This window comes from Thermus islandicus DSM 21543, assembly GCF_000421625.1.
GTDB lineage: Bacteria > Deinococcota > Deinococci > Deinococcales > Thermaceae > Thermus > Thermus islandicus.
The window spans coordinates 51,700-73,488 of record NZ_ATXJ01000008.1; the positions used below are offsets into that span (position 1 = coordinate 51,700).

Sequence of the window (21,789 nt, forward strand, 5' to 3'; positions counted from 1 at the left end):
CTAGTAGCTCCCATCTCCGGTCACGAACTCGTTCCACTCTCCGGTGCAGACCGGGCCGCCAAAGTTGCAGGCCTGGAGGGGATGGAACACGTTCCAAAGGTCTTGGGCGATGGAGATGGCCTCTATCCGGTTCGGGTTACTGGGGTCCAGGCCCACCGCCGCCGCGGAAAGGTCAAAGGAGTAGCTGTGGAAGGCCTCGAGGCGGGGCAGCACCGCGGAGCCGTCCTGGTTGTAGGGAACGCTGTAGGTGTTGCCGTTCACCGTGAGGGTCTGGTCGCTGAACAAGAGGCCATTGTTGAGGCTGTAGGGCGCCCAGACGAAGAACTCGCCCTGCTGGGGGTAGTCCAGGAGGAAGGGGGCGAAGAGGCGGAGGTCCCCCACCTTCTGGCTTACGCTCCAGGAGAGGGTAGGGGTGACCGAGACCCCCGTGGCGTACTTGGCCGGGCTCAGCAGGTGCACGGTGAAGCGGTCCAGGGGCGTGGTAGCGAGCACGGGGCCCGGGGCCACGTTCTGGCCCACTGCGTCCACCCGGTAGTAGACCCGCTGGCCCACCCTGAGCTCGGGGCTGGCGTCGTTGTAGGACCGGGCGGCCCCCCCGAGGGTGGCGATCTTGGTGAAGTTCTGGCCGTCAAAGGAGCGGTAGACCTCAAAGCGGTCGGGGTTGGTCCCGCTGTACTGCCATGAGAGCTGGACCCAGAGGGTGCTGTCTGGGCTTGGGGCCCCTTCCAGCCGCACCTCCTCCGTGCCCGGCAGGCGGAGCACCGCGGGCTTGGGCGGGCCATAAAAGCCGATGGCCTGAGCCAGGGTGACGGCGAGGACCTGGAAGTTGCTGACCGGGGTAACGGCGGGGCTCGCAAAGGTTTGGCTGAAGTTCAGGTAGTAGAGGCGGTGGGTCCGGTTCTCGTTCACGTCGTAGACCACCACCTCAAAGGTGGTGGGGCCGCTGATGCCGGCCACGCTGGCCCCCGAGAGGGTCCGGTTGCCGGTGTCCGGACCGTTCGTGTCGGCCGTCCAGATGAAGCGCGGGCTGGTGAAGAAGGCCGAGCCGGGGGTCTTCCCCAGGGCCGCGTAGATGTAGCGGATCATGTTGCCCGCTCCCTGGGCCTGGGCCTGGATGCGGAAGGGGACGCATCCCTGGGCCTGGGTCACCGTGGAGAAGTCCTGCCCTGCGGGAAGGTTGCCGCAGCCTCCGGCCCCGGTGGTGACGGTGAGCTGTGGGGGGGCGGTGGGCAGGCTCGGGTTTGCGGCCTGCTTTTGGATCACCTTGAGGGGGCCCAGGTTCCCCTGGAGGAGGAGGAGGTTCTCTATGCGGCTACCGGCATAGCCCGGCTTGGCGAAGTTCAGGTGGTAGGTTCCAGGGGGAAGGTAAAGGGTGAAGGCGCCGTTGCTGTCGGTCGCGGTCGCGGCGGGCAGCCCGTCCACGGTGACCGTGCTTCCGACGACCGGGGCCCCGGCGTTGTTGTCCACCACCAGGCCGGTGAGGGCGAGGGTGCCGAAGACCACTTCGACCGAGGCCATCCCCTTGTTCCCCGCCGCGTCGTAGGCGTTGACCTGAAGGGTGTTGGGCCCCGGGTTCAGGGTGACTTGAAAGCTGAAGGAAACGTTGCGCCCCGGGGTGATGGCCACTCCCTGCTCCGGCCCTCCGTTGAGCTGGTAGGTGACGCGGGTAACCCCCACGTTGTCCTGGGCCGTGCCCTGAACGGTCACGCTCTGCGTGTTGAGGGTCTGCCGATCCACGGGCTGGGTGAGGGCGACGGTGGGCTTGGCGGTGTCGGAAGGGGCTTGGCCGCAGGCGGCCAGGATCACCCCCAAAGCCGCCATAAGCCACGGCCAGCGCCCCATGCCCCACCCCCTCCACCGCCCGAGACCGGGAGGGGTGCCCCTAACGCCTGCGTTCCCTCTTTTTTCCATAAGCGCGTTCTCCTCCTTTCCTCATTTTCGGATGGGATTCTATCCTGAGCCCTCTGGCCTGTCAAGGGAACAGGGTTGTATACTTATGCATGCCCCCTCGAGGGGGTAGACTGGGAGGGACATGAAGATCGTCTTGGCCTACTCCGGCGGACTGGACACCAGCATCATCCTCAAGTGGCTCAAGGAGACCTACGGGGCCGAGGTCATCGCCTTCACCGCAGACATCGGCCAGGGGGAGGAGGTGGAGGAGGCCCGGGAGAAGGCGCTTAGGACGGGCGCTTCCAAGGCCATTGCCCTGGACCTCAAGGAGGAGTTCGTCCGGGACTTCGTCTTCCCCATGATGCGGGCCGGGGCCATTTACGAGGGCTACTACCTCCTCGGAACCTCCATCGCCAGGCCTTTGATCGCCAAGCATCTGGTGCGGATCGCCGAGGAGGAGGGGGCGGAGGCCATCGCCCACGGGGCCACAGGCAAGGGGAACGACCAGGTGCGGTTTGAGCTCACGGCCTACGCCCTCAAGCCCGAGATCCGCGTCATCGCCCCCTGGCGGGAGTGGAGCTTCAAGGGCCGCCAGGAGATGATCGCTTACGCCGAAGCCCACGGCATCCCCGTGCCCGTCACCCAGGAGAAGCCCTACTCTATGGACGCCAACCTCCTGCATATTTCCTACGAGGGGGGAGTCCTGGAGGACCCCTGGGCCGAGCCGCCCAAGGGGATGTTCCGCATGACCCTTGACCCCGAGGAGGCTCCGGACGCTCCGGAGTACGTGGAGGTGGAGTTCCACCAGGGCGACCCCGTGGCGGTAAACGGGCAGAGGCTTTCCCCGGCGGCCCTGCTGCAAAAACTTAACGAGATCGGGGGGCGGCATGGGGTGGGCCGGGTGGACTTGGTGGAAAACCGCTTCGTGGGCATGAAGTCCCGGGGGGTCTACGAGACCCCGGGAGGGACGATCCTCTACCACGCGAGGCGGGCGGTGGAAAGCCTCACCCTGGACCGGGAGGTCCTGCACCAGCGGGACCAGCTTTCCCCCAAGTACGCCGAGCTCGTCTACTACGGCTTCTGGTACGCCCCCGAAAGGGAGGCCCTCCAGGCCTACTTTGACCATGTGGCCCAGGGCGTCACTGGCGTGGCCCGGCTCAAGCTCTACAAGGGGAACGTCTACGTGGTGGGGAGGAAGGCCGAGAAAAGCCTCTACCTCAAGGACCTGGTCTCCTTTGACGAGGAGGGGGGCTACGACCAGAAGGACGCCGAGGGCTTCATCCGCATCCAGGCCCTGCGCCTAAGGGTCAGGGCCCTGGCGGAGAGGCGGGGCCATGGCGCATAGGACCTGGGGTGGGCGCTTCGGGGAGGGGCCGGACGCCCTGGCGGCCCGGTTCAACGCCTCCCTCCCCGTGGACCGGGCGCTTTGGCGGGAGGACCTCTGGCAGAACCGGGTTCACGCCCGGATGCTCAAGGAGGTGGGCCTCCTCACCGAGGAGGAGCTTGGGGCTATCCTTTGGGGCCTGGACCGGATAGAGCAGGAAATAGAGGCGGGCACCTTCCCCTGGAGGGAGGAGCTGGAGGACGTCCACATGAATCTCGAGGCCCGCCTCACCGAGCTCATCGGCCCCCCGGGAGGCAAGCTCCACACCGCCCGGAGCCGCAACGACCAGGTGGCCACGGACTTAAGGCTTTTCCTGCGGGCCGCCATAGACGAGCTCCTCGCCCTCCTTTTGGAGCTCCGGCGGGTCCTGGTGCGGGAGGCAGAAAGGCACCTGGACCCTCCCTACGCCCTCCCCGGCTACACCCACCTGCAAAGGGCCCAGCCCGTGCTCCTTGCCCACTGGTTCCTCGCCTACTACGAGATGCTTAAGCGGGACGCAGGGCGTCTGGAGGACGCCAGGGAGCGCCTCAACGAAAGCCCCTTGGGGGCCGCGGCCCTTGCGGGGACGGGCTTTCCCATAGACCGCCACCTCACCGCCCGGGAGCTTGGGTTTAAGGCCCCCATGCGGAACTCCCTGGATGCGGTGGCCTCCCGGGACTTCGCCCTCGAGGTGCTCTCCGCCCTCAACATCGCCCAGCTCCACCTCTCCCGCCTCGCCGAGGAGCTCATCCTCTTTAGCACCGAGGAGTTCGGCTTCGTGGAGGTGCCGGACGCCTTCGCCACCGGGTCTTCCATCATGCCCCAGAAGAAGAACCCGGACATTCTGGAGCTCATCCGGGCCAAAGCGGGGAGGGTCTTGGGCGCCTTGGTGGGCCTTTCGGCCGTGGTGAAGGGCCTTCCCCTCGCCTACAACAAGGACCTCCAGGAGGACAAGGAACCCCTCCTGGACGCCCTCGCCACCTACCGGGATAGCCTGAAGCTTCTTTCCGCCTTGCTTCCTGGGCTGAAGTGGAACCGGGAAAGGATGTGGCAGGCGGCCGAGGGGGGCTTTGCCCTGGCCACGGAGCTCGCCGATTACCTGGCGGAAAGGGGGCTTCCCTTTAGGGAGGCCCACCACGTGGTGGGGAGGCTGGTGAGGAGGCTTGTGGAGGAGGGGCGGGCCCTGAAGGACCTCACCCTGGAGGAGCTCAAGGCCCACCACCCCCTCTTCGCCGAGGACGCCCTCCCCCTCCTCCGGCTGGAGACCGCCCTCCATCGCCGCCATTCCTTCGGGGGAACGGCCCCCGAGGCGGTGCGGGAAAGGCTTTTGGAGGCCAAGCAGGAGGTGGGCCTTGACTGAGGTAAGGGGAGTTCCGCTGGCTACGGTGGCCCTGCCCGCGGTACGGCGCGAGGCGGGGGTGGAGCTCCGCAAGGCGAGGCTAGGGGATGTGGACGCCATCTACTGGCTCATCCGCTACTGGGCGGAGAAGGGCTTGATGCTGGTGCGGAGCCACAGCCACCTCTACGAGAACATCCGGGACTTCCTGGTCCTGGAGGACGAGGACGGCCACATCGTGGGCACCGTGGCCCTCCACGTCCTATGGCGCGATCTCGCGGAGATCCGGGGCCTTGCCGTCCACCCTGAGCGCCAGGGCCAGGGTCTCGGGCGCTGGCTCGTCCTGGGGGCGGAAAGGGAGGCCCGGGACCTGGGGCTTCCCCGGGTCTTCGCCTGGACGCTCCAGGTGAACTTCTTCCGGGGCCTGGGCTACCGGGTGACCACCCGCGAAGCCCTCCCCCCGAAGGTCTGGAGCGAGTGCAACGCCTGCCCCTTCTACGAGAACTGCCGGGAGATCGCCGTCATCAAGGAGTTTTCCCCAGGGGCTTCCGGGGGCTAGAATGAACGGGATGGGCACCCTGATCCGCTACCTGGAGGAGGAATGGCTGGAGTGAAGGAGCGCGCCGTTTTGGTCCTGGAGGACGGCACCGTCTACCACGGCTACGCCTTCGGCGCCCGGGGGAAGACGGTGGGGGAGGTGGTCTTCAACACCGCCCAGACGGGCTACCAGGAGATCCTCACCGACCCCAGCTACCACGGCCAGATCGTGGTCATGACCTACCCCCACCAGGGCAACTACGGGGTCAACGTCTACGACATGCAGTCCAACCGCCCCTGGGTCCGGGGCTTCGTGGCCAAGGAGTTTAGCCGGGTGGCCTCCAACCCCCGGGCCCAGCAGACCCTGGCCGAGTTCATGGAGTTCTATGGGGTGGTGGGGATTGAGGGCATAGACACGAGGGCCCTGGTGCGGAAGATCCGGGAAGGCGGGGTGCTGAAGGGGACCATCGCCCACGCGAGCCTTTACGGCGCTCCCGACCACGCCTTCACCGAGGAGGAGCTCCATAGGCTCCGGGAAGAGGCCCGCTCCTGGACGGACATTGACGGGCGGGACATGACCCCCGAGGTCACGACCCCCCTCCCCTACGCCTGGCCCACCCTGAGGAGCGGGCGGCGGATCGTGGTCATGGACTTCGGCATCAAGCACGCCATCGTGGAGAACCTGGCCCGGCTGGGCTTTGAGATCCTCGTGGTGCCCGGGAAGACCCCGGCCCACCAGATCATGGCCCTGGAGCCCCACGGCCTCCTCATCTCCAACGGGCCCGGGGACCCTTCCATGCCCCGGTACGCCCACGAGACCATCTGGAAGCTGATGGGGCTTTTGCCCACCTTCGGCATCTGCCTGGGGCACCAGCTTCTGGCCCTGGCGGCGGGGGGGCGGACCTACAAGATGAAGTTCGGCCACCGGGGGGCAAACCATCCGGTGAAGAACCTCCAGACGGGCAAGGTGGAGATCACCAGCCAAAACCACGGCTACGCCGTGGACATAGACTCCCTCAAGGACTTCCGCCCCACCCACGTGAACCTCAACGACGGGACCCTCGAGGGCATGGCCCACGCCCGCTACCCCGTCTTCTCCGTCCAGTACCACCCCGAGGCCTCCCCCGGGCCCCACGACGCCCTCTACCTCTTCCGCCGCTTCCTGGAGGAGGTAGAGGCCTTCCACGGGGCCACGGGGCTTCCCGTGGAGAAGCTGCGGGCGGACCCGCACGGGATATAGCGGCTTTAAACGTCCCGGTTCCCCCCGGAAAGAACGAGGGCAAGGGTTCCGGGAAGCCCCGCCCCGTGCTCCAGCACCGCGGCCAGGGGCAGGGCCCCTGTGGGCTCCACCCCCTGCTTGGTGCGGGTGAGGAGGAGGCGCTCAGCCTCCAAGATGGCCTCCTCGCTCACGGCAAGGATCCCGTCCACCTTCTCCCGGATCACGGCGAAGGGGCGCTCCCCTAGGCTTAAGGTCCGCACCCCGTCGGCCCGGGTCCTGGGGACCTCCGTGAGGCGCACGATCCGTCCCGCTTCCAGGCTCCTCCTCGCGTCGTCTGCGGCCTCGGGCTCCACCCCCAGGACCAGGGTCTCCGGGGAGAGGGCCTTCACCGCGGCGGCCACCCCGGCGAGGAGCCCCCCACCCCCTACGGGGACCAGGACGGCCTCGGGGAAGACGCCCCTCCGTCCCGCCTGGGCTAAAAGCTCCAGGCCCACCGTGCCCTGTCCGGCCATGACCAGCGGGTCGTCAAAGGGATGGAGGAAGGCGTAGCCCGTTTCCTCCACGAGGGCCCGGGCTACCTCCTCCCGGTTCTTCGGGGTCACCCCTCGGTCCACCACCTCCGCCCCGTAGGCCCGGGCGGCGGCCTTCTTGAGGGGGCTTGCCTCCTCGGGCATGACCACCAGGGCCCGCACCCCGAGCACCCTCGCGGCGTAGGCCACCCCCTGGGCGTGGTTTCCGCTGGAGACGGCGAGGAGCCCCTTGGGGTTTTCCAGGGTGAGGGCCTTGGAGAGCGCCCCCCGGGCCTTGAAGCTCCCGGTCTTCTGCAGGTGCTCGGCCTTAAGGAGGAGGCGCTTGCCGAAGAACTCGTCCAGAAGCCTCGAGGTGAGGAGAGGAGTGCGGTGGGTGTAGGGGGCGATGCGCCGGAAGGCGGCATGGATCTGCGCTAGGTCCATGCCCCCATGATGCCAGGGTGGACACGCCGCACAAGGGGCGCTAAAGTGGTAGGGGTATGGACTTCCTCTACACCCTGGTCATCCTCCTCTACCTCGGCGTGGCCGGGCTTTTGGTCTACCTCGTCCTGGTGCAGGAGCCCAAGCAAGGGGCAGGGGACCTCATGGGGGGATCGGCCGACCTCTTCTCCGCCCGGGGGGTTACGGGAGGGCTTTACCGCCTCACCGTGATCCTGGGGGTGGTTTTCGCTGCCTTGGCCCTCCTCATCGGTCTTTGGCCCCGTTGACAACCAGCCTTCCCCCCGGTACCATAGGCGTTGCCTGGGGCCGTGGCGCAGTTGGGAGCGCGCCTCAATGGCATTGAGGAGGTCAGGGGTTCGAATCCCCTCGGCTCCACCAGGAAAGCCCCCCGCAAGGGGGGCTTTGGCTTGCAGGAAGCCTAGGGCTTGGGTATAGTGGAAGACCGGTGGGCCCGGAAGAGGCCCGAAGGGGAAGCCATGTTTGCGATCATCCAGAGCGGCGGAAAGCAGTACCGGGTGGAGCCTGGCCAGAGGCTTAAGGTGGAGAGGCTGGACCTCGAGCCCGGAAGCCAGCTTGCGCTCCCCGTCCTCCTCCTCGGGGGGGAGAAGGCGGCCGTTGGGGCCCCGGTGGTGGAGGGGGCCCAGGTGGTGGCTGAGGTTTTAGGCCACGGCAAGGGCGAGAAGATCACCGTCTCCAAGTTCAAGGCCAAGGTGCAGTACCGCAGGAAGCGGGGGCACCGCCAGCCTTACACCGAGATCCTCATCAAGGAGATCCGGGGGTAAGCCATGGCGCACAAAAAGGGACTGGGTTCCACTAAGAACGGCCGCGACTCCCAGGCCAAGCGCCTAGGGGTGAAGCGTTACGGCGGCCAGGTGGTGCGGGCGGGCCACATTCTGGTGCGGCAGCGGGGCACCCGGTTCAAGCCGGGGAAGAACGTGGGCATGGGCCGGGACTTCACCCTCTTCGCCCTGGTGGACGGGGTGGTGGAGTTCCAGGACAAGGGGCGGCTGGGCCGCTACGTGCACGTGCGCCCCTTGGCCTGAGGCGTAGCCTGGTGTTCCAAGACGTCCTCCTGATCACCGTCGCCGGGGGGAGGGGTGGCGACGGGGCCATCTCCTTCCGCCGGGAGAAGTTCGTGCCCAAGGGAGGGCCGGACGGGGGCGATGGCGGGCGGGGGGGTAGCGTCTACCTGCGGGCCCGGGGCAGCGTGGACTCCCTCTCTGAGCTCTCCAAGCGGGCCTACAAGGCCGAGGATGGGGAGCACGGTAAGGGGAGCGGGCAGCACGGCCGGGCCGGGCGGGACCTCTTCGTGGAGGTACCCCGGGGGACGCGGGTTTACGACGCGGACACCGGCGAGCTCCTGGCCGACCTCACGGAGGAGGGGCAAACGGTCCTGGTGGCCCGGGGCGGGGAGGGGGGGCGGGGGAACGCGCACTTCGCCACCCCCACCCGCCAGGCCCCCCGCTTCGCCGAGGCCGGGGAAGAGGGGGAGAGGAGAAGGCTTCGCCTCGAGCTCTTGCTCATCGCCGACGTGGGCCTGGTGGGCTACCCCAACGCCGGCAAGTCTAGCCTCTTGGCCGCCACCACCCACGCCCGTCCCAAGATCGCCCCTTACCCCTTTACCACCCTGAGCCCCAACCTGGGCGTGGTGGAGCTTTCCCCGGAGAGGCGCTTCACCCTGGCCGACATCCCCGGTTTGGTGGAGGGGGCAAGCCAGGGACGGGGCCTGGGCCTCGAGTTCCTGCGGCACATCGCCCGCACCCGGGTGCTTCTTTACGTTCTAGACGGGGCCGAGGAGCCCCTGGAGGCCCTCCGCACCCTGCGCCAGGAGGTGGGGGCTTACGACCCGGGGCTCCTCCGGCGGCCGAGCCTGGTGGCCCTCAACAAGGTGGACCTCCTCCCTCCCGAGGAGGTGGGGGCGAAGGTGGCCGCCCTTGCCCAGGAGGGGCTCCCGGTCCTGGCGGTGAGCGCCCAAAGCGGGGAGGGGCTTCCCGCCCTGAAGGAGGCCCTTTGGGCCCTGGTTCAGGCCACCCCGGCCCCCGAACTCCCCCGGCCCCTGCCCCGCGCCGAGGTGCGGGCGGGGGTGGAGGTGGTCCCCCTGGAGGAGGGGGTTTACGAGGTGCGGGCCCCGGAGGTGGAGCGCCTCCTGGCCCGGATCCGGGGGGACCTCATGGAGGCGGCGGGATACCTCCAGGAGGTCTTTCGCCGCCACGGCGTGGAGGCCGCCCTCCGGGCCAAAGGGGTGCGGGCGGGGGACCTGGTGCGGGTGGGCGGCCTGGAGTTTGAATACATCCCGGAGGTTTAGGTGCGCATCGGCCTCTTTGGCGGCAGCTTTGACCCCATCCACCTGGGCCATCTGATCGCCGCCAGCGAGGCCGCGGAGGCTTTGGGTTTGGACCGGGTCCTCTTCGTGGTGGCCGCCCGCCCCCCCCACAAGACCCCGGTGGCCCCGCCCGAGGCCCGCTACGAGATGGTCCTCCTGGCCACGGCCGAGGAGAGGCGCTTTTCGGCCTCGAGGTTGGAGCTGGACCGCCCGGGGCCCAGCTACACCGTGGACACCCTGGAGGAGGCCCGGAGGCTTTTCCCGGGGGACGAGCTTTTCTTCATCACCGGGGCCGACGCCTACCGGGACGTGCTCACCTGGAAGGAGGGGCGGAGGCTGCCCGAGCTCGCCACCCTGGTGGCCGTGGCCCGTCCCGGCTACGCCCTGGAGGCCATGCCCCTGCCCGTGGTGCCCCTGTACGTCCCCGAGGTGGGCATCTCCAGCACGGAGGTGCGCCGGCGGGTCCGCGAGGGGCGGAGCCTGCGCTACTGGGTCCCCCGCCCCGTGGAGGTGTACCTTGAAAAGCACGGCCTCTACCGCTGAGCTTCTGGAGAGGGTGAGGGCCCGGGTGCGCCCCGAGCGCTTAGAGCACATCCTGCGGGTGGCCGCCCTGGCCCGGGAGATCGCCCTGAGGAACGGCCTGGACGGGGACCGGGCTTACCTGGCTGGCCTTCTCCACGATGCCGCCCGCGACCTGCCCCCAGAGGAACTGCTCTCCCTGGCTCCCCCGGAGAACGAGGTGGAAAGGGCCCACCCCCTTTCCCTCCACGGCCGGGCCGCCCGCCGCCTGGCGGAGGCCTGGGGGGTGGAGGACCGGGAGGTCCTGGAGGCCATAGAGGGCCACGTCTACGGGGTGGATCCCAGCAACGGCATCGGCATGGCCCTGTACGTGGCCGACGTCTCCGAGCCCGGGCGGGGGGTGAACGGGGAGATCCGGGAGCTGGCCCTGGCGGGCAGGCTCCTCGAGGCCTACCGCCTAGCGGTGCAGAACAAGGTGGACTACCTGGCCGCCAAGGGCATCCCCGTCCATCCCCGGACCCTGGCGGTGTACCATGCCCTCTTGGGTGCGCCCTAGGCTTTCCTTCCTCCTCTTGGGCCTGGCCCTCCTGGCCCTAGGCGGGGTGCTCTCCCTGCCCCGGGCCTCCGGGGAGGGGCTTCGGCCCAAGCGGGCGGGGTCCTTGCCGGAGATGGGGCTGGTGGTGGCGGCGAGGGACGTGGAGTACTGCGGCTACCACACCCCTTGCGGCCCGGGAAGCCGCACCGACACCATCTTCTACCTGCGCCTCGAGGGGGGGGAGGTGAAGGGGGTGGCCATCCCCCGGGACCTCTTTAGCCCCGTGGCGGGGGGGAAGATCAACGCCGCCTACGGCCGGGGTGGGCCGGAGCTTTTGAAGCGGGCGGTGGAGGAGGCCACGGGCCTGGTGGCGGAGCGCCACCTCATCCTCACCCTAAAGAGCGTGGCCCGGGTGGTGGACGCCGTGGGGGGGGTGGAGGTGGTCCTGGAGAGGCCCATGCGCTACACCGACACCGCCGCCCGCCTCTTCATTGACTTCCCGGCGGGCCGCCTCCACCTGGGGGGGGAGGACGCCGTCAAGTACATGCGCTTCCGCCACGAGGCCCTGGGGGACTATGCCCGCTTGGACCGCATCAAGGAGGTGCTGGGTCAGGTGCTCAGGAAGGCGCAAAACCCCGCCACCTGGCCCGCCCTGACCCGGGCCTTGGGCGAGGTCTGGCGGGAGCTGGACACGGACCTCGCCCTGGAAGAGCTCCTCCCCCACCTGCCCGCGGTGCGGGGCCTCAGGCTTTCCCTGGCCACGCTCCCCGTGCGCGAGGGGCCGGGCACCTTTCTCTACGTGGACGAGGAGGCCAAGGCGCGCTTCCTTGCCGCCTTCTTCGGGGCCGCGCCTTCCTCCTCCCCGCCGCAGGTGGCCGTGCGCCTAAAGGGGTTGCCCGAGCTTCTCCCTTGGGCCGAGGCCTTCCTGGCCCGGGAAGGGGTGCGGGCCGAGGTGGAGGCGGCGGAGGTGGCGAAGAGCGCCGTCTACACCCAAGACCCCGAGGCCGGGGCCTATTTCGCCGACCTGTTCCACCTGCCCCTCTTGGCTCCCCACCGGCCCCTGGAGGGCGTGGTGGTGGAGCTGGGCCGGGACCTGCTACAATGAGGCTTGGATGGTGAAGACCAAGGAGGCGCTGGATCTGGTCGGGCGCATCAAGGATCTCCTCTGGGAAAAGAAGGCGGAAGGCGTGGTGGCCTTGGACCTGCGCAAGGTTTCGGAGAGCCTGGACTATTTCGTCCTGGCCAGCGCCACCAGCACGCCCCACCTGCAGGCCCTGGAGCGGCACGTGCAGGAGAAGCTGGAGGAGGAGGGCCTCCGCCCCCGGCCCACCGAGGGGCAGAGCCCCCGCTGGGTGGTCCTGGACTATGGGGAGGTGGTGGTCCACCTCATGACCCCGGAGGCCCGGGACTACTACGACCTCGAGGGCTTCTGGGCCGACGCCGACCGGATCTAATGGAATGGCCTTTTGGGGCCCCCTCTGCGGCGGGGTACTTCGTCCGGGGGGTTCACCTTATCCGGGGCGGGGCCAGGGGCCCCAGGATGAAGCGCTGGAAGGCCAGGTAAAAGCCCAGGTACACAAGGAGCTGGAACCAGAAGCTCTCGGCCAGCCTGAGCCCCAGGGCGCCGAGCAGGAGGATCAGGGCCACGGCGCCCATCATCACCAAGGTGGTCCGCAGGAAGACCCCGGGGAAGTACCGGAGGGCCTCCCGAAAGGTCTTGGGCCGCTTGGCCTCCCACTCCTTCAGGGCCTTCTTCTTAAGCTTCTCCTCGCGCTTCCTCTTGCCCACGGGGCAAGTATACTGGGCTCCGTGAGAACCGTGAGCACTGCGGCCGAGCTCCGCCAGGCCCTACCCCGGGAGGGGGTGGGTTTCGTGCCCACCATGGGCTACCTGCACCGGGGGCACCTTGCCCTGGTGGAAAGGGCTCGCCGGGAAAATCCCTTTGTGGTGGTCTCCATCTTCGTCAACCCCCTGCAGTTTGGCCCCGGAGAGGACTACCACCGCTACCCCCGGGACCTTGCACGGGACCAGGCCCTCCTCGAGGCGGCCGGGGTAGACCTCCTCTTCGCCCCGGCGGTGGAGGAGATGTACCCCAAGGGGTTTGCGACCAAGGTGGCGGTGGAAGGCCCCCTCACCGCCCTCTGGGAGGGAGCGGTGCGCCCGGGCCACTTCCAGGGAGTGGCCACGGTGGTGGCCCGGCTTTTCCTCCTGGTCCGGCCGCAGAGGGCCTACTTTGGGGAGAAGGACTACCAGCAGCTCCTCGTGGTCCGCAAAATGGTGCAGGATTTAGGCTTTCCTCTGGAGGTGGTGGGGGTACCCACGGTGCGGGAGGAGGACGGCCTGGCCCTTTCCAGCCGCAACGTGTACCTCTCCCCGGAAACCCGGGGGAAGGCCCCGGTCCTCTACCGGGCCCTCCTCGCCATCCGCGAGGCGGCCCAGGGGGGCCGGGGGGTGGCCGAGGCCCTGGAGGCAGGGGAGGGGGTGCTGGCCGGGGTGCCCGAGTTCCGCCCCGATTACCTGGCCGTGGTGCACCCGGAGACCCTCCTGCCCCTGTCCCGCTGGGTTCCCGGGGCCAGGGCCTTGGTGGCCGGGCGTTTTCCCGAAGTGCGCCTCATAGATAACCTGGAGGTGTACCCGTGAGCGAGGCCTCCGCCGAAGGCAAGCAGAGCCTTTTAGAGATGCTGAGGGCCATGGTCCAGGCCCGGGCCTCGGACATCCACCTCCAGGCCGGAGCCCCGCCCACCATCCGGGTGGACGGGCGGCTTAAGCCCTTCGCCAGCCGCCCCCTCACCCCGAAGGACACCGAGGCCATCGTCCGCGCCCTCCTCACCCCGGAGCAGCAGGAGGAACTGGAGTACCGCAAGGAGATGGACTTCGCCTACACCCTCCCCGGGGTGGCCCGCTTCCGCTGCAACCTCCTGAGGCAGCGGGGGAGCTTCGGCCTGGTCATGCGCGTGGTCTCCGAAGTGATCCCGAGCTTTGAGGCCCTGGGCCTCCCCCGGGAGACCCTCGAGGGCCTGGCGGCCAAGGAGCGGGGCCTCGTCCTGGTCACCGGGCCCACAGGGAGCGGCAAGAGCACCACCCTAGCGGCCCTCATTGACCACATCAACCTGCACTACGCCAAGAACATCATCACCATTGAGGACCCCATTGAGTTCCTGCACCGGCACAAAAAGAGCTTGGTGGTCCAGCGAGAGGTGGGGCTGGACACGGACAGCTTCTACTCCGGCCTCAAGTACGCCCTGCGCCAGGACCCGGACGTGATCCTCATCGGGGAGATGCGGGACAGGGAAACGGTGGAGGCCGCCCTCATGGCCGCCCAGACCGGCCACCTGGTCCTCTCCACCCTCCACACCCTGGACGCCTGGCGAACCATCAACCGCATCATTGAGTTCTTCCCCCTTCACGAACACCAGCAGGTACGCACCCTCCTCGCCGAGTCCCTTCTTGGCATCCTCTCCCAGCGCCTCCTCCCCCGGGCGGACGGCGCAGGGAGGGTTTTGGCCCTCGAGGTCCTCATCGCCACCCCCTATGTGCGGGAGCTCATCAAGGACGAGACCAAAACCCAGGAGATCAAGGGGGCCATGATGGAGGGAGGCCTCCACGGCATGCGCACCTTTGACCAGCACCTGGTGGAGCTCTACACGGAGGGCCTCATCTCCTTGGAGGACGCCCTCTCCGCGGCCACGAGCCCCCACGAGTTCCGGCTCCTCCTCACCAAGGCCACGGGGCAGGCCCACTGAGTTTCCACGTTTCCAGGAGGGGGTATAATCGGGGCCGGAGGCGGCTATGTTGGCAACGGGTCTAGAGATCCTCAAAAAGGCGCGGGCTGAGGGGTACGGGGTAGGGGCCTTCAACGTGAACAACATGGAGTTTGTCCAGGCGGTCCTCGAGGCCGCCGAGGAGGAGCGAAGCCCCGTGATCCTGGCCCTCTCCGAGGGGGCGATGAAGTATGGGGGAAGGGCCCTCACCCGCATGGTCCTGGAGATGGCCAAGGAGGTGCGGGTGCCCGTGGCCGTCCATCTGGACCACGGCTCTAACTACGAGAGCGTCCTCAAGGCCCTGAGGGAGGGCTTCACCAGCGTGATGATTGACAAGTCCCACGCGGACTTTGAGACCAACGTCCGGGAGACCAAACGGGTGGTGGAGGCGGCCCACGCCGTGGGGGTCACGGTGGAGGCGGAGCTGGGGCGGCTCGCCGGCATAGAGGAGCACGTGGCCGTGGACGAGAAGGACGCCCTCCTCACCAACCCGGAGGAGGCCCGGATCTTCATGGAGCGCACCGGGGCCGACTACCTGGCGGTGGCCATCGGCACGAGCCACGGGGCCTACAAGGGGAAGGGTAGGCCCTTCATTGACCTGCCCCGCTTGGAGAGGATCGCCGCGTTGGTGCCCGCTCCCTTGGTCCTCCATGGGGCGAGCGCCGTTCCCCCTGAGCTGGTGGAGCGCTTCCGGGCCTCGGGGGGGGAGATTGGGGAGGCCGTGGGCATCCACCCCGAGGACATCAGGAAGGCCATCTCCTTGGGCATCGCCAAGATCAACACCGACACCGACCTGCGCCTCGCCTTCACCGCCCTCATCCGCGAGACCCTGGGGAAAAGCCCCAAGGAGTTTGACCCGAGGAAGTACCTGGGCCCCGCCCGGGAGGCGGTGAAGGAGGTGGTGAAAAGCCGTATGGCCCTCTTCGGCTCCGCGGGGAAAGCTTAGCTCCAGGGGATCCTCACCCCAGGGAAGGCCAGGGGCTCGGCTTCCTCCCCGGGGAGGAGGATGCGGTGCTCCGTGTACACCCCAGCCTTGGGGGTGCGGTAGACGTGGAGGCGGTTCCTCTGTAAGTCCAGGAGCCACACCTCGGGGATGCCCGCCTCGGCGTAGAGGGGAAGCTTTTGCCCTTGGTCGTGGTCCAGGCTGGTTTCCGCCACCTCCAGGAGGAGGAGGATGTCCTCGGGGGTAGGGAGGGTTTCGCCATAATCCCTGGGGCGGAGGAGGGCGAGGTCGGGCTGGGGCTCGGAGTGGGGGGGGAGGCGGATGGGGTTCTGGGGCCAGACCACAGCCCGGTCCCCCAAGGCCTCCGTGAAAAGCCGGGTTAGACGGGCCACGCTCCAGGCATGCTTGGGGCCGATGGGGCTCATCCGGTAGACCTCCCCCTTTAGAAGCTCCACATTCCGTACCCCGCGGAAGCGCTCCTCGTACTCCTCTAGCCCGAACCGGTACCGGGTGGCCACGCCCTTAGCGTAGCATGGGCCCATGAACCCCGTGGCCTTCATCCGGGAGAAGCGGGACGGAGGGAAGCACCGCCGGGAGGACCTCGAGGCCTTCCTCCTCGGCTACCTCCGGGACGAGGTGGCGGACTACCAGGTGGCCGCCTGGCTCATGGCGGCCTTCCTCCAGGGCTTGGACCGGGAGGAGACCCTTTGGCTCACCGAGGCCATGGCCCGCTCGGGCAAGGTCCTGGACCTCTCCTCCCTCCCCCACCCCGTGGACAAGCACTCCTCCGGGGGCGTGGGGGACAAGGTAAGCCTGGTGGTGGGGCCCGTCCTGGCGGCCAGCGGCTGCACCTTCGCCAAGATGTCGGGTCGGGGCCTGGCCCACACCGGGGGGACCATTGACAAGCTGGAGTCGGTGCCGGGATGGCGGGGGGAGATGACGGAGGAGGAGTTTTTGGAAAGGGCCCGGAAGGTGGGCCTGGTCATCGCTGCCCAAAGCCCTGACCTCGCCCCCTTAGACGGCAAGCTCTATGCGCTTCGGGATGTGACCGCTACCGTGGAGAGCCTCCCCTTGATCGCCAGCTCCATCATGAGCAAAAAGCTCGCCGCCGGCGCCAGGAGCATCGTGTTGGACGTGAAGGTGGGCCGGGGAGCCTTCATGAAGACCCTGGAGGAGGCCCGCCTTTTGGCCGAGACCATGGTGCAGATTGGCCAAGGAGCCGGGCGGAAGGTGCGGGCGGTCCTCACCAGCATGGAAGCCCCCTTGGGCCGGGCGGTGGGCCATGCCATAGAGGTCCGGGAGGCCATAGAGACGCTCAAGGGGGAGGGGCCTGAGGATCTGGTGGAGGTGGCCCTTACCTTGGCGGAGGAAGGCCTTAGGCTGGAGGGGCTTGACCCTGCTTTGGCGCGGCGGGCCCTGGAAAGCGGGAAGGCCCTGGAAAGGTTTCGTGCCTTTTTGGAAGCCCAAGGAGGGGATGGGCGGGTAGTGGAGGACTTCTCCCTCCTCCCCCTGGCCGAGGAGCTTCCCCTGGTGGCTCAGGAGGCGGGGGTGGTGCAGGAGGTGGACGCCTACCGCGTAGGCCTCGCCCTATTGGCCCTAGGGGGTGGGCGGCGCAGGAAAGGGGAACCCATAGACCATGGGGTAGGGGTGTACCTTTTGAAAAAGCCTGGAGACCGGGTGGAGCAAGGAGAGCCCCTGGCCTTGGTGTACCATCGGAACCGAGGCCTCGAGGAAGCCCTCGCCCACCTCCGGTCCGCTTTTGGGCTGGGACCAGAGGCCCTTCCCCGACCCCTGGTCCTGGACCTGGTCTGACCCCCTTGGTATACTGCCCCCGGATGAAAAGGCGGCCTGCCCGGTATACCCTCCTCATCGCCAAAAGCGGCGGTGGAAGCCGGGCCCTTTCCTTTCCCGCCAGCCTGCTCGTCCTGGCTTTGGGCCTCGGGCTCGGGTTTTTGGCCTTTCACCTCTACCTTTTCCACCGGGGGCGGGAGGCGGCGGTCCTCGAGGCCCGTCTGCGGGCTCTCTCCCAGGAGGCCAGACGGCTTTCCCTGGAGCTGGAGGCGGAGCGGGCAAAAAACAAGGCCTTAACCCAGGAGGCCGAGCGCACCCGACGGGAGCTGGAGGAGCTCAAAAGGGCCATAGAGGAGCTTCGGCGCCGGGCGGGCCTTGCCCCTCTGAACGCCCTTCCCGTGCGCTACGTTCCCGGAGGGCAGGGAGGGGGTGGGATGGAGGGGTGGCTGGCCATCCGGACGGAGGTTCTGGACCTGCGCCAGCAGCTTCGGGAGCTGGTCCCTGCCTTAGAACGGGCTTTGGAGCTGGAACGCAGCCGCCCCTCCGGCCTTCCTCTCAGGGCCTACGCCGGGATCGCCTCCCCCTTCGGGATGCGAAGGAATCCCTTTGGCCCCGGCCTGGAGTTTCACGAAGGCCTGGACCTCGCTGCCCCCTACGGGGCCCCGGTTTACGCTACGGCTTCCGGGGTTGTGGCCCAGGCGGGTTGGATGGGGCCTTACGGCTTAGCGGTCTACGTGGAGCACGCTGAGGGCTACGCGACCCTTTACGGTCACCTCTCCCGCCTGGCGGTGGGCCCGGGGGAGCGCGTGGAAAGGGGTCAGCTTCTGGGGTATGTGGGTTCTACCGGGCGTTCCACCGGTCCCCATCTCCACTACGGCCTCTACCGCCAAGGGGTGGCGGTGGATCCCACGCCCTATTTAGGCCCGGCCTGGGCCACTCGGTAAAATGGTGCGGATGCTTAGGCGGAGGCAGGGCGCCCTCACCTACCTGGGTCCTGAGAGCGAGGTCCTGGGAGACCTTAGGGCCAAGGGCCAGGTGCGCATTGACGGGGCCGTGCGGGGCTCGGTCTTCGTGGAGGGGGAGCTGGAGATCGGGCCCACCGGCCGGGTGGAGGGGGAGAGGGTGGAAGCCGAGGCCGTGCAGATCCATGGGGAGGTTAGGGCCGATCTGGCGGCGGGCCGGGTAGCCCTCTCAAAGACCGCCCGGCTTACCGGGACGGTGCGGGCCAGGGTCTTGGAAATGGAGGCGGGGGCGATCTTCGTTGGCCAGGCCCTGGCCGGGGAGAGTCGGGCCCTCGAGGCCCCCAAGGAGGCGTGAATGGCCCTGGATAGGCTTTTCCGAAGGAAGCGCCCAAGCGGGGAGAACCGCGACGTTCCTGAGCTTTGGACCAAGTGCGAGGCCTGCGGGGCCCAGCTTTACAAGAAGGAGTTCAAGGAAAACCTCTACGTTTGTCCCAGGTGCGGCCACCACCACCGCATGCCTGCCTTGGAACGGGTGGAGATGTTGGCCGATCCCGGGACCTTCCAGGAAATCACCCGGCTGAAGCCCCAGGATCCCTTGGGGTTTGTGGACACCAAGCCCTACGCCGAGCGCCTTAAGGCTTACCAGGCAGAAACGGGGCGAAGCGATGCCATCCTGGGGGGGAGGTGCGCCATCGGGGGGGTGCCGGCGGTCCTTTTCGTCATGGACTACGCCTTCGCCGGGGGTTCCATGGGAAGCGTGGTGGGGGAAGAAATCGCCCGGGGAGCGGAGCGGGCGGCGGAGGAGGGACGGGCCCTCGTCATCGTGGCCGCCTCGGGAGGGGCGAGGATGCAGGAGGCTGCCCTTTCCCTCATGCAGATGGCCAAGACGGTGATGAGCCTGGACCTGCTCTGGGCCAAGCGTCTCCCCTACGTTTCCGTCCTCACCGACCCCACCACAGGGGGAGTGACGGCGAGCTTCGCCGCCCTGGCCGACGTGATCTTTGCCGAGCCCGGGGCCCTGATCGGCTTCGCCGGCCCCCGGGTAATCCGCCAGACCATCCGCCAGGAGCTGCCCGAGGGCTTCCAGCGCTCGGAGTTCCTCCTCGCCCACGGGATGGTGGACCGGGTCACCGACCGCAGGAAGCTGAAGGGGGAGCTGACCCAGGTCCTCCGCCATCTGCACCCGGGAGTGCCCTATGCCCCTGGAGTTTGAGAAGCCCATCCTGGAGCTAGAAAAACGCATTCAGGAGCTCAGGGAGACCGCCAAGGCCACGGGGGTGGACCTGGGGGCGGAGATCCGCCTCCTGGAGGAGCGCCTGGAGCGCTTGAAGAAGGAGACCTACGAGAACCTCACCCCCTGGCAGCGGGTGCAGCTCGCCCGCGCCCCCGGTAGGCCCACCACCCTGGACGTCCTGGAGAAAGCTTTCCAGGACTTCATAGAGCTCCACGGGGACCGGACCTTCGCCGACGATCCCGCCATCGTGGGGGGGCTCGCCTACCTCGAGGGCCAGAAGGTGGTGGTGGTGGGCCACCAGAAGGGCCGGGACACCAAGGAGAACCTGCGGCGCAACTTCGGCATGCCCCACCCCGAGGGGTACCGCAAGGCCATGCGCCTCATGGACCTGGCGGACCGCTTCGGCTACCCCTTCCTGAGCTTCGTGGACACCCCTGGGGCCTACCCGGGGGTGTCCGCGGAGGAGCGGGGCCAGGCCTGGGCCATCGCCCAAAGCCTCCAGCGCATGAGCCGCCTTAGGGTGCCCACGGTGGCCCTCATCCTGGGGGAGGGAGGAAGCGGGGGGGCCCTGGCCATCGCCGTGGCCAACCGGGTCCTCATCATGGAAAACGCCTGGTACTCGGTCATCAGCCCGGAGTCGTGCGCCGCCATCCTCTGGCGGGACGCCAAGGAGGCTCCGAAGGCGGCGGAGGCCCTGAGGCTCACCGCCCAGGACCTCCTTGGGCTCAAGGTGGTGGACCGGATCGTGCCCGAGCCCCAAGGCGGGGCGCACAAGGACCCGGAGAAGGCCATAGAGCACATCAAGGAGGCCCTTCTCGGCACGCTGGAGGAGCTTAAGGGGCTTTCTCCCGAGGCCCTTTACCAGGACCGCTACCGCCGTTTCCGGGCCCTGGGGGCCTTTTCCGAGGGTTAAGGTTCCTTGGCCCAGTTCCCTCGGAGTTTTCACATCTTTCCCCTAAATTGGCCTTGGAGGTGGTAAGGATATGCGCACGCTACTCTGGATGGCCCTGGCCCTAGGAGCGGCCCTGGCCCAGAAGATCACCCCGCAGGGCATCCTCATCAACCCGGTCCCCACGGACCTCCAGGTGAGGGTCTGGGTGGACAAGGACCCGGCCAAGAGGGGGGACGCCGTCTACCGCATCGGGGAGCCCATCTACATCTACGTGAACGTGAACCAGGACGCCTACGTCTACCTCTTCAACATCAACGCCGACGGCAAGATAGACCCCATCCTCCCCAACGCCTACGAGCGCAACAACCTCCTCAGGGCGGGCGAGACCCGGCGCTTCCCTCCCGAGGGGGCCAGGTACCGCTATACCATCACCGGCCCCGAGGGGGAGGACAAGATCCTGGCGGTGGCGAGCCGGCGTCCCCTTTCTCTGGGCGAGATCCTGGACGTGGAGGCCAACCGGGTAAGGGTGCAAGGGGCGGAGGGCCTGGCCCGGGCCCTTTCCATCGTGATCGAACCCCTCCCCGATAGGGACTGGGTGACGGACGTGGCCCGCTACTACGTGGGCCGGGTGGTTGCGCCTCCCCCCGTTGCGGCCGCGGTCTTGGTGGTGGACTCGCGGCCTTCAGGCGCCGAGGTCTACCTGGACGGCCGCCTGCAGGGGCGCACCCCCCTCAGCCTTTCCGTCACTCCCGGCCGGCACGAGGTGGAGCTTAGGCTTGCGGGCTACCGGTCGTACCGGGTGACGGTGAACCCCAAGCCCGGGGACCGGGTCCAGATCTTTGCCCAGCTGGTGGCCGAGGTCCAGGAGGGCACCCTCGTGGTGGATTCCTCGCCTCCCGGGGCCGAGGTCTACGTGGACGGGGGGCTCAAGGGCCGCACCCCCTTGCGCCTGTCCCTGAAGGAGGGCACCTACCAGGTGGAGCTCAGGCTTGCCGGGTACGAGCCCTACCGGGCTGCGGTGCGCGTGGGGGAGGGGGAGGAGACTCGGCTTTCGGTGAACCTCCGCCCCATCCGCACCGGGGAGCTGGTGGTGGAGACGAGGCCTGTGGGCGCCGAGGTCTACGTGGACGGCCGCCTGCAGGGCCGCACCCCCCTGCGGGTGAGCCTCGAGGCGGGGCGGCATGAGGTGCGGGTGGTGGCCCCTGGATACGGGGAGTACCGGGCCCAGGTGGAGGTGCGCCCCGGCGAGAGCGTCCGCCTAGCGGTGGAGCTGGTTCCCGTGCGCGTCACCTTGGAGCTGTACGTGAACGTGGAGGCCCGGGTCTTCCTGGACGGCCAGGAGGTGGGGATAGCCCGGGGCGGGTACCTCCGCCTCGAGGCCCCCTTGGGCGAGCACGAGCTCACCCTGGTGGCCCCGGGCTACCGTACCCTGGTGCAGACGGTGCGTCTAAGCGGCAACCAGGTCCTCCGCCTTACCCTGAGCCCGCTCTAAAGGGCGCTTCAGACCCTGCCC

General features: G+C 68.3%; 25 protein-coding genes and 1 tRNA gene. 22 read left to right on the forward strand and 4 right to left on the reverse strand.

Annotated features, from left to right (window positions below; genetic code table 11):
- The gene (locus H531_RS0108520) at positions 1-1,842 is read right to left on the reverse strand and encodes a carboxypeptidase regulatory-like domain-containing protein (RefSeq protein WP_169562201.1); all 1,842 of its coding nucleotides are present in this window, start codon (positions 1,840-1,842) and stop codon (positions 1-3) included.
- 190 nt (positions 1,843-2,032) lie between these two features.
- On the opposite strand from H531_RS0108520, the gene H531_RS0108525 reads away from it, so the two are divergent.
- From H531_RS0108525 to carA, 4 genes are read left to right on the forward strand one after another with little or no spacing between them, the layout of a single operon-like run.
- Complete coding sequence (locus H531_RS0108525; RefSeq protein ID WP_022798934.1) at positions 2,033-3,235, forward strand: argininosuccinate synthase; 1,203 nt, start codon at positions 2,033-2,035, stop codon at positions 3,233-3,235.
- Positions 3,225-4,613: an argininosuccinate lyase gene (gene argH / locus H531_RS0108530; RefSeq protein WP_022798935.1), complete on the forward strand. Its 1,389-nt coding sequence runs from the start codon at positions 3,225-3,227 to the stop codon at positions 4,611-4,613. The genes H531_RS0108525 and argH overlap by 11 nt, the downstream gene beginning before the upstream one ends.
- Positions 4,606-5,148 (forward strand): N-acetyltransferase, encoded by a 543-nt coding sequence (locus H531_RS0108535; protein ID WP_028490749.1) that lies wholly within the window; start codon positions 4,606-4,608, stop codon positions 5,146-5,148. Before argH ends, H531_RS0108535 begins: the two co-directional genes overlap by 8 nt.
- 42 nt (positions 5,149-5,190) lie before the next feature.
- Entirely contained in the window at positions 5,191-6,366 is a 1,176-nt protein-coding gene (carA, locus tag H531_RS0108540; protein WP_022798937.1) for a glutamine-hydrolyzing carbamoyl-phosphate synthase small subunit, read from the forward strand.
- A gap of 5 nt (positions 6,367-6,371) precedes the next feature.
- Here the strand turns inward: carA and H531_RS0108545 are convergent, their stop codons facing one another.
- On the reverse strand, positions 6,372-7,298 hold the full coding sequence (locus H531_RS0108545) for a threonine/serine dehydratase family protein (RefSeq protein WP_022798938.1): 927 nt from the start codon (positions 7,296-7,298) through the stop codon (positions 6,372-6,374).
- A gap of 56 nt (positions 7,299-7,354) precedes the next feature.
- On the opposite strand from H531_RS0108545, the gene secG reads away from it, so the two are divergent.
- From secG to rsfS, 9 genes are all read left to right on the forward strand, one after another.
- Complete coding sequence (gene secG / locus H531_RS0108550; RefSeq protein ID WP_022798939.1) at positions 7,355-7,582, forward strand: preprotein translocase subunit SecG; 228 nt, start codon at positions 7,355-7,357, stop codon at positions 7,580-7,582.
- Between the two features lie 36 nt (positions 7,583-7,618).
- A tRNA-Ala gene (locus tag H531_RS0108555) sits at positions 7,619-7,694 on the forward strand.
- Between the two features lie 98 nt (positions 7,695-7,792).
- The gene (gene rplU / locus H531_RS12975; protein WP_033399305.1) at positions 7,793-8,098 is read left to right on the forward strand and encodes a 50S ribosomal protein L21; all 306 of its coding nucleotides are present in this window, start codon (positions 7,793-7,795) and stop codon (positions 8,096-8,098) included.
- Between the two features lie 3 nt (positions 8,099-8,101).
- Positions 8,102-8,359, forward strand: coding sequence for a 50S ribosomal protein L27 (rpmA, locus tag H531_RS0108565; protein WP_022798941.1), 258 nt, complete (start codon positions 8,102-8,104; stop codon positions 8,357-8,359).
- Between the two features lie 11 nt (positions 8,360-8,370).
- A complete protein-coding gene (gene obgE, locus H531_RS0108570) occupies positions 8,371-9,621 on the forward strand; it encodes a GTPase ObgE (protein ID WP_022798942.1) in 1,251 nt (416 codons plus the stop codon).
- A complete protein-coding gene (gene nadD / locus H531_RS0108575) occupies positions 9,622-10,182 on the forward strand; it encodes a nicotinate-nucleotide adenylyltransferase (RefSeq protein WP_022798943.1) in 561 nt (186 codons plus the stop codon).
- Positions 10,157-10,714: a bis(5'-nucleosyl)-tetraphosphatase (symmetrical) YqeK gene (gene yqeK / locus H531_RS0108580; RefSeq protein ID WP_022798944.1), complete on the forward strand. Its 558-nt coding sequence runs from the start codon at positions 10,157-10,159 to the stop codon at positions 10,712-10,714. The genes nadD and yqeK overlap by 26 nt, the downstream gene beginning before the upstream one ends.
- Positions 10,704-11,798 (forward strand): LCP family protein, encoded by a 1,095-nt coding sequence (locus tag H531_RS0108585; RefSeq protein ID WP_022798945.1) that lies wholly within the window; start codon positions 10,704-10,706, stop codon positions 11,796-11,798. The genes yqeK and H531_RS0108585 overlap by 11 nt, the downstream gene beginning before the upstream one ends.
- Positions 11,799-11,805: 7 nt before the next feature.
- Entirely contained in the window at positions 11,806-12,147 is a 342-nt protein-coding gene (gene rsfS / locus H531_RS0108590) for a ribosome silencing factor (protein WP_022798946.1), read from the forward strand.
- Positions 12,148-12,199: 52 nt separating this feature from the next.
- Here the strand turns inward: rsfS and H531_RS0108595 are convergent, their stop codons facing one another.
- Positions 12,200-12,481, reverse strand: a complete 282-nt coding sequence (locus H531_RS0108595) for a hypothetical protein (RefSeq protein ID WP_022798947.1) — start codon at positions 12,479-12,481, stop codon at positions 12,200-12,202.
- Positions 12,482-12,502: 21 nt separating this feature from the next.
- On the opposite strand from H531_RS0108595, the gene panC reads away from it, so the two are divergent.
- The 3 genes from panC to fba are packed head-to-tail and all read left to right on the forward strand — an operon-like array spanning position 12,503 to position 15,400.
- The gene (panC, locus tag H531_RS0108600; protein WP_022798948.1) at positions 12,503-13,333 is read left to right on the forward strand and encodes a pantoate--beta-alanine ligase; all 831 of its coding nucleotides are present in this window, start codon (positions 12,503-12,505) and stop codon (positions 13,331-13,333) included.
- On the forward strand, positions 13,330-14,436 hold the full coding sequence (locus tag H531_RS0108605) for a type IV pilus twitching motility protein PilT (protein WP_022798949.1): 1,107 nt from the start codon (positions 13,330-13,332) through the stop codon (positions 14,434-14,436). Before panC ends, H531_RS0108605 begins: the two co-directional genes overlap by 4 nt.
- 46 nt (positions 14,437-14,482) lie before the next feature.
- Positions 14,483-15,400 carry a class II fructose-1,6-bisphosphate aldolase gene (fba, locus tag H531_RS0108610; RefSeq protein ID WP_022798950.1) on the forward strand — a complete coding sequence of 306 codons (918 nt, stop codon included), beginning with the start codon at positions 14,483-14,485 and terminating at the stop codon, positions 15,398-15,400.
- On the opposite strand, the gene H531_RS0108615 is transcribed toward fba, so the two are convergent.
- Entirely contained in the window at positions 15,397-15,915 is a 519-nt protein-coding gene (locus H531_RS0108615) for a Uma2 family endonuclease (RefSeq protein WP_022798951.1), read from the reverse strand. The two genes, fba and H531_RS0108615, sit on opposite strands and share 4 nt — an antisense overlap.
- A 22-nt stretch (positions 15,916-15,937) precedes the next feature.
- On the opposite strand from H531_RS0108615, the gene H531_RS0108620 reads away from it, so the two are divergent.
- The 6 genes from H531_RS0108620 (at position 15,938) to H531_RS0108645 (ending at position 21,768) form a co-directional block, all read left to right on the forward strand.
- Complete coding sequence (locus H531_RS0108620; RefSeq protein ID WP_022798952.1) at positions 15,938-17,209, forward strand: thymidine phosphorylase; 1,272 nt, start codon at positions 15,938-15,940, stop codon at positions 17,207-17,209.
- A gap of 23 nt (positions 17,210-17,232) precedes the next feature.
- Positions 17,233-18,132 (forward strand): M23 family metallopeptidase, encoded by a 900-nt coding sequence (locus H531_RS0108625; protein WP_022798953.1) that lies wholly within the window; start codon positions 17,233-17,235, stop codon positions 18,130-18,132.
- A gap of 1 nt (position 18,133) precedes the next feature.
- A complete protein-coding gene (locus tag H531_RS0108630) occupies positions 18,134-18,505 on the forward strand; it encodes a bactofilin family protein (protein WP_439332791.1) in 372 nt (123 codons plus the stop codon).
- On the forward strand, positions 18,506-19,363 hold the full coding sequence (accD, locus tag H531_RS0108635; protein WP_022798955.1) for an acetyl-CoA carboxylase, carboxyltransferase subunit beta: 858 nt from the start codon (positions 18,506-18,508) through the stop codon (positions 19,361-19,363).
- The gene (locus H531_RS0108640) at positions 19,347-20,297 is read left to right on the forward strand and encodes an acetyl-CoA carboxylase carboxyltransferase subunit alpha (protein ID WP_022798956.1); all 951 of its coding nucleotides are present in this window, start codon (positions 19,347-19,349) and stop codon (positions 20,295-20,297) included. The genes accD and H531_RS0108640 overlap by 17 nt, the downstream gene beginning before the upstream one ends.
- A 70-nt stretch (positions 20,298-20,367) precedes the next feature.
- Complete coding sequence (locus tag H531_RS0108645) at positions 20,368-21,768, forward strand: PEGA domain-containing protein (RefSeq protein ID WP_022798957.1); 1,401 nt, start codon at positions 20,368-20,370, stop codon at positions 21,766-21,768.
- Positions 21,769-21,789: the final 21 nt, after the last annotated feature.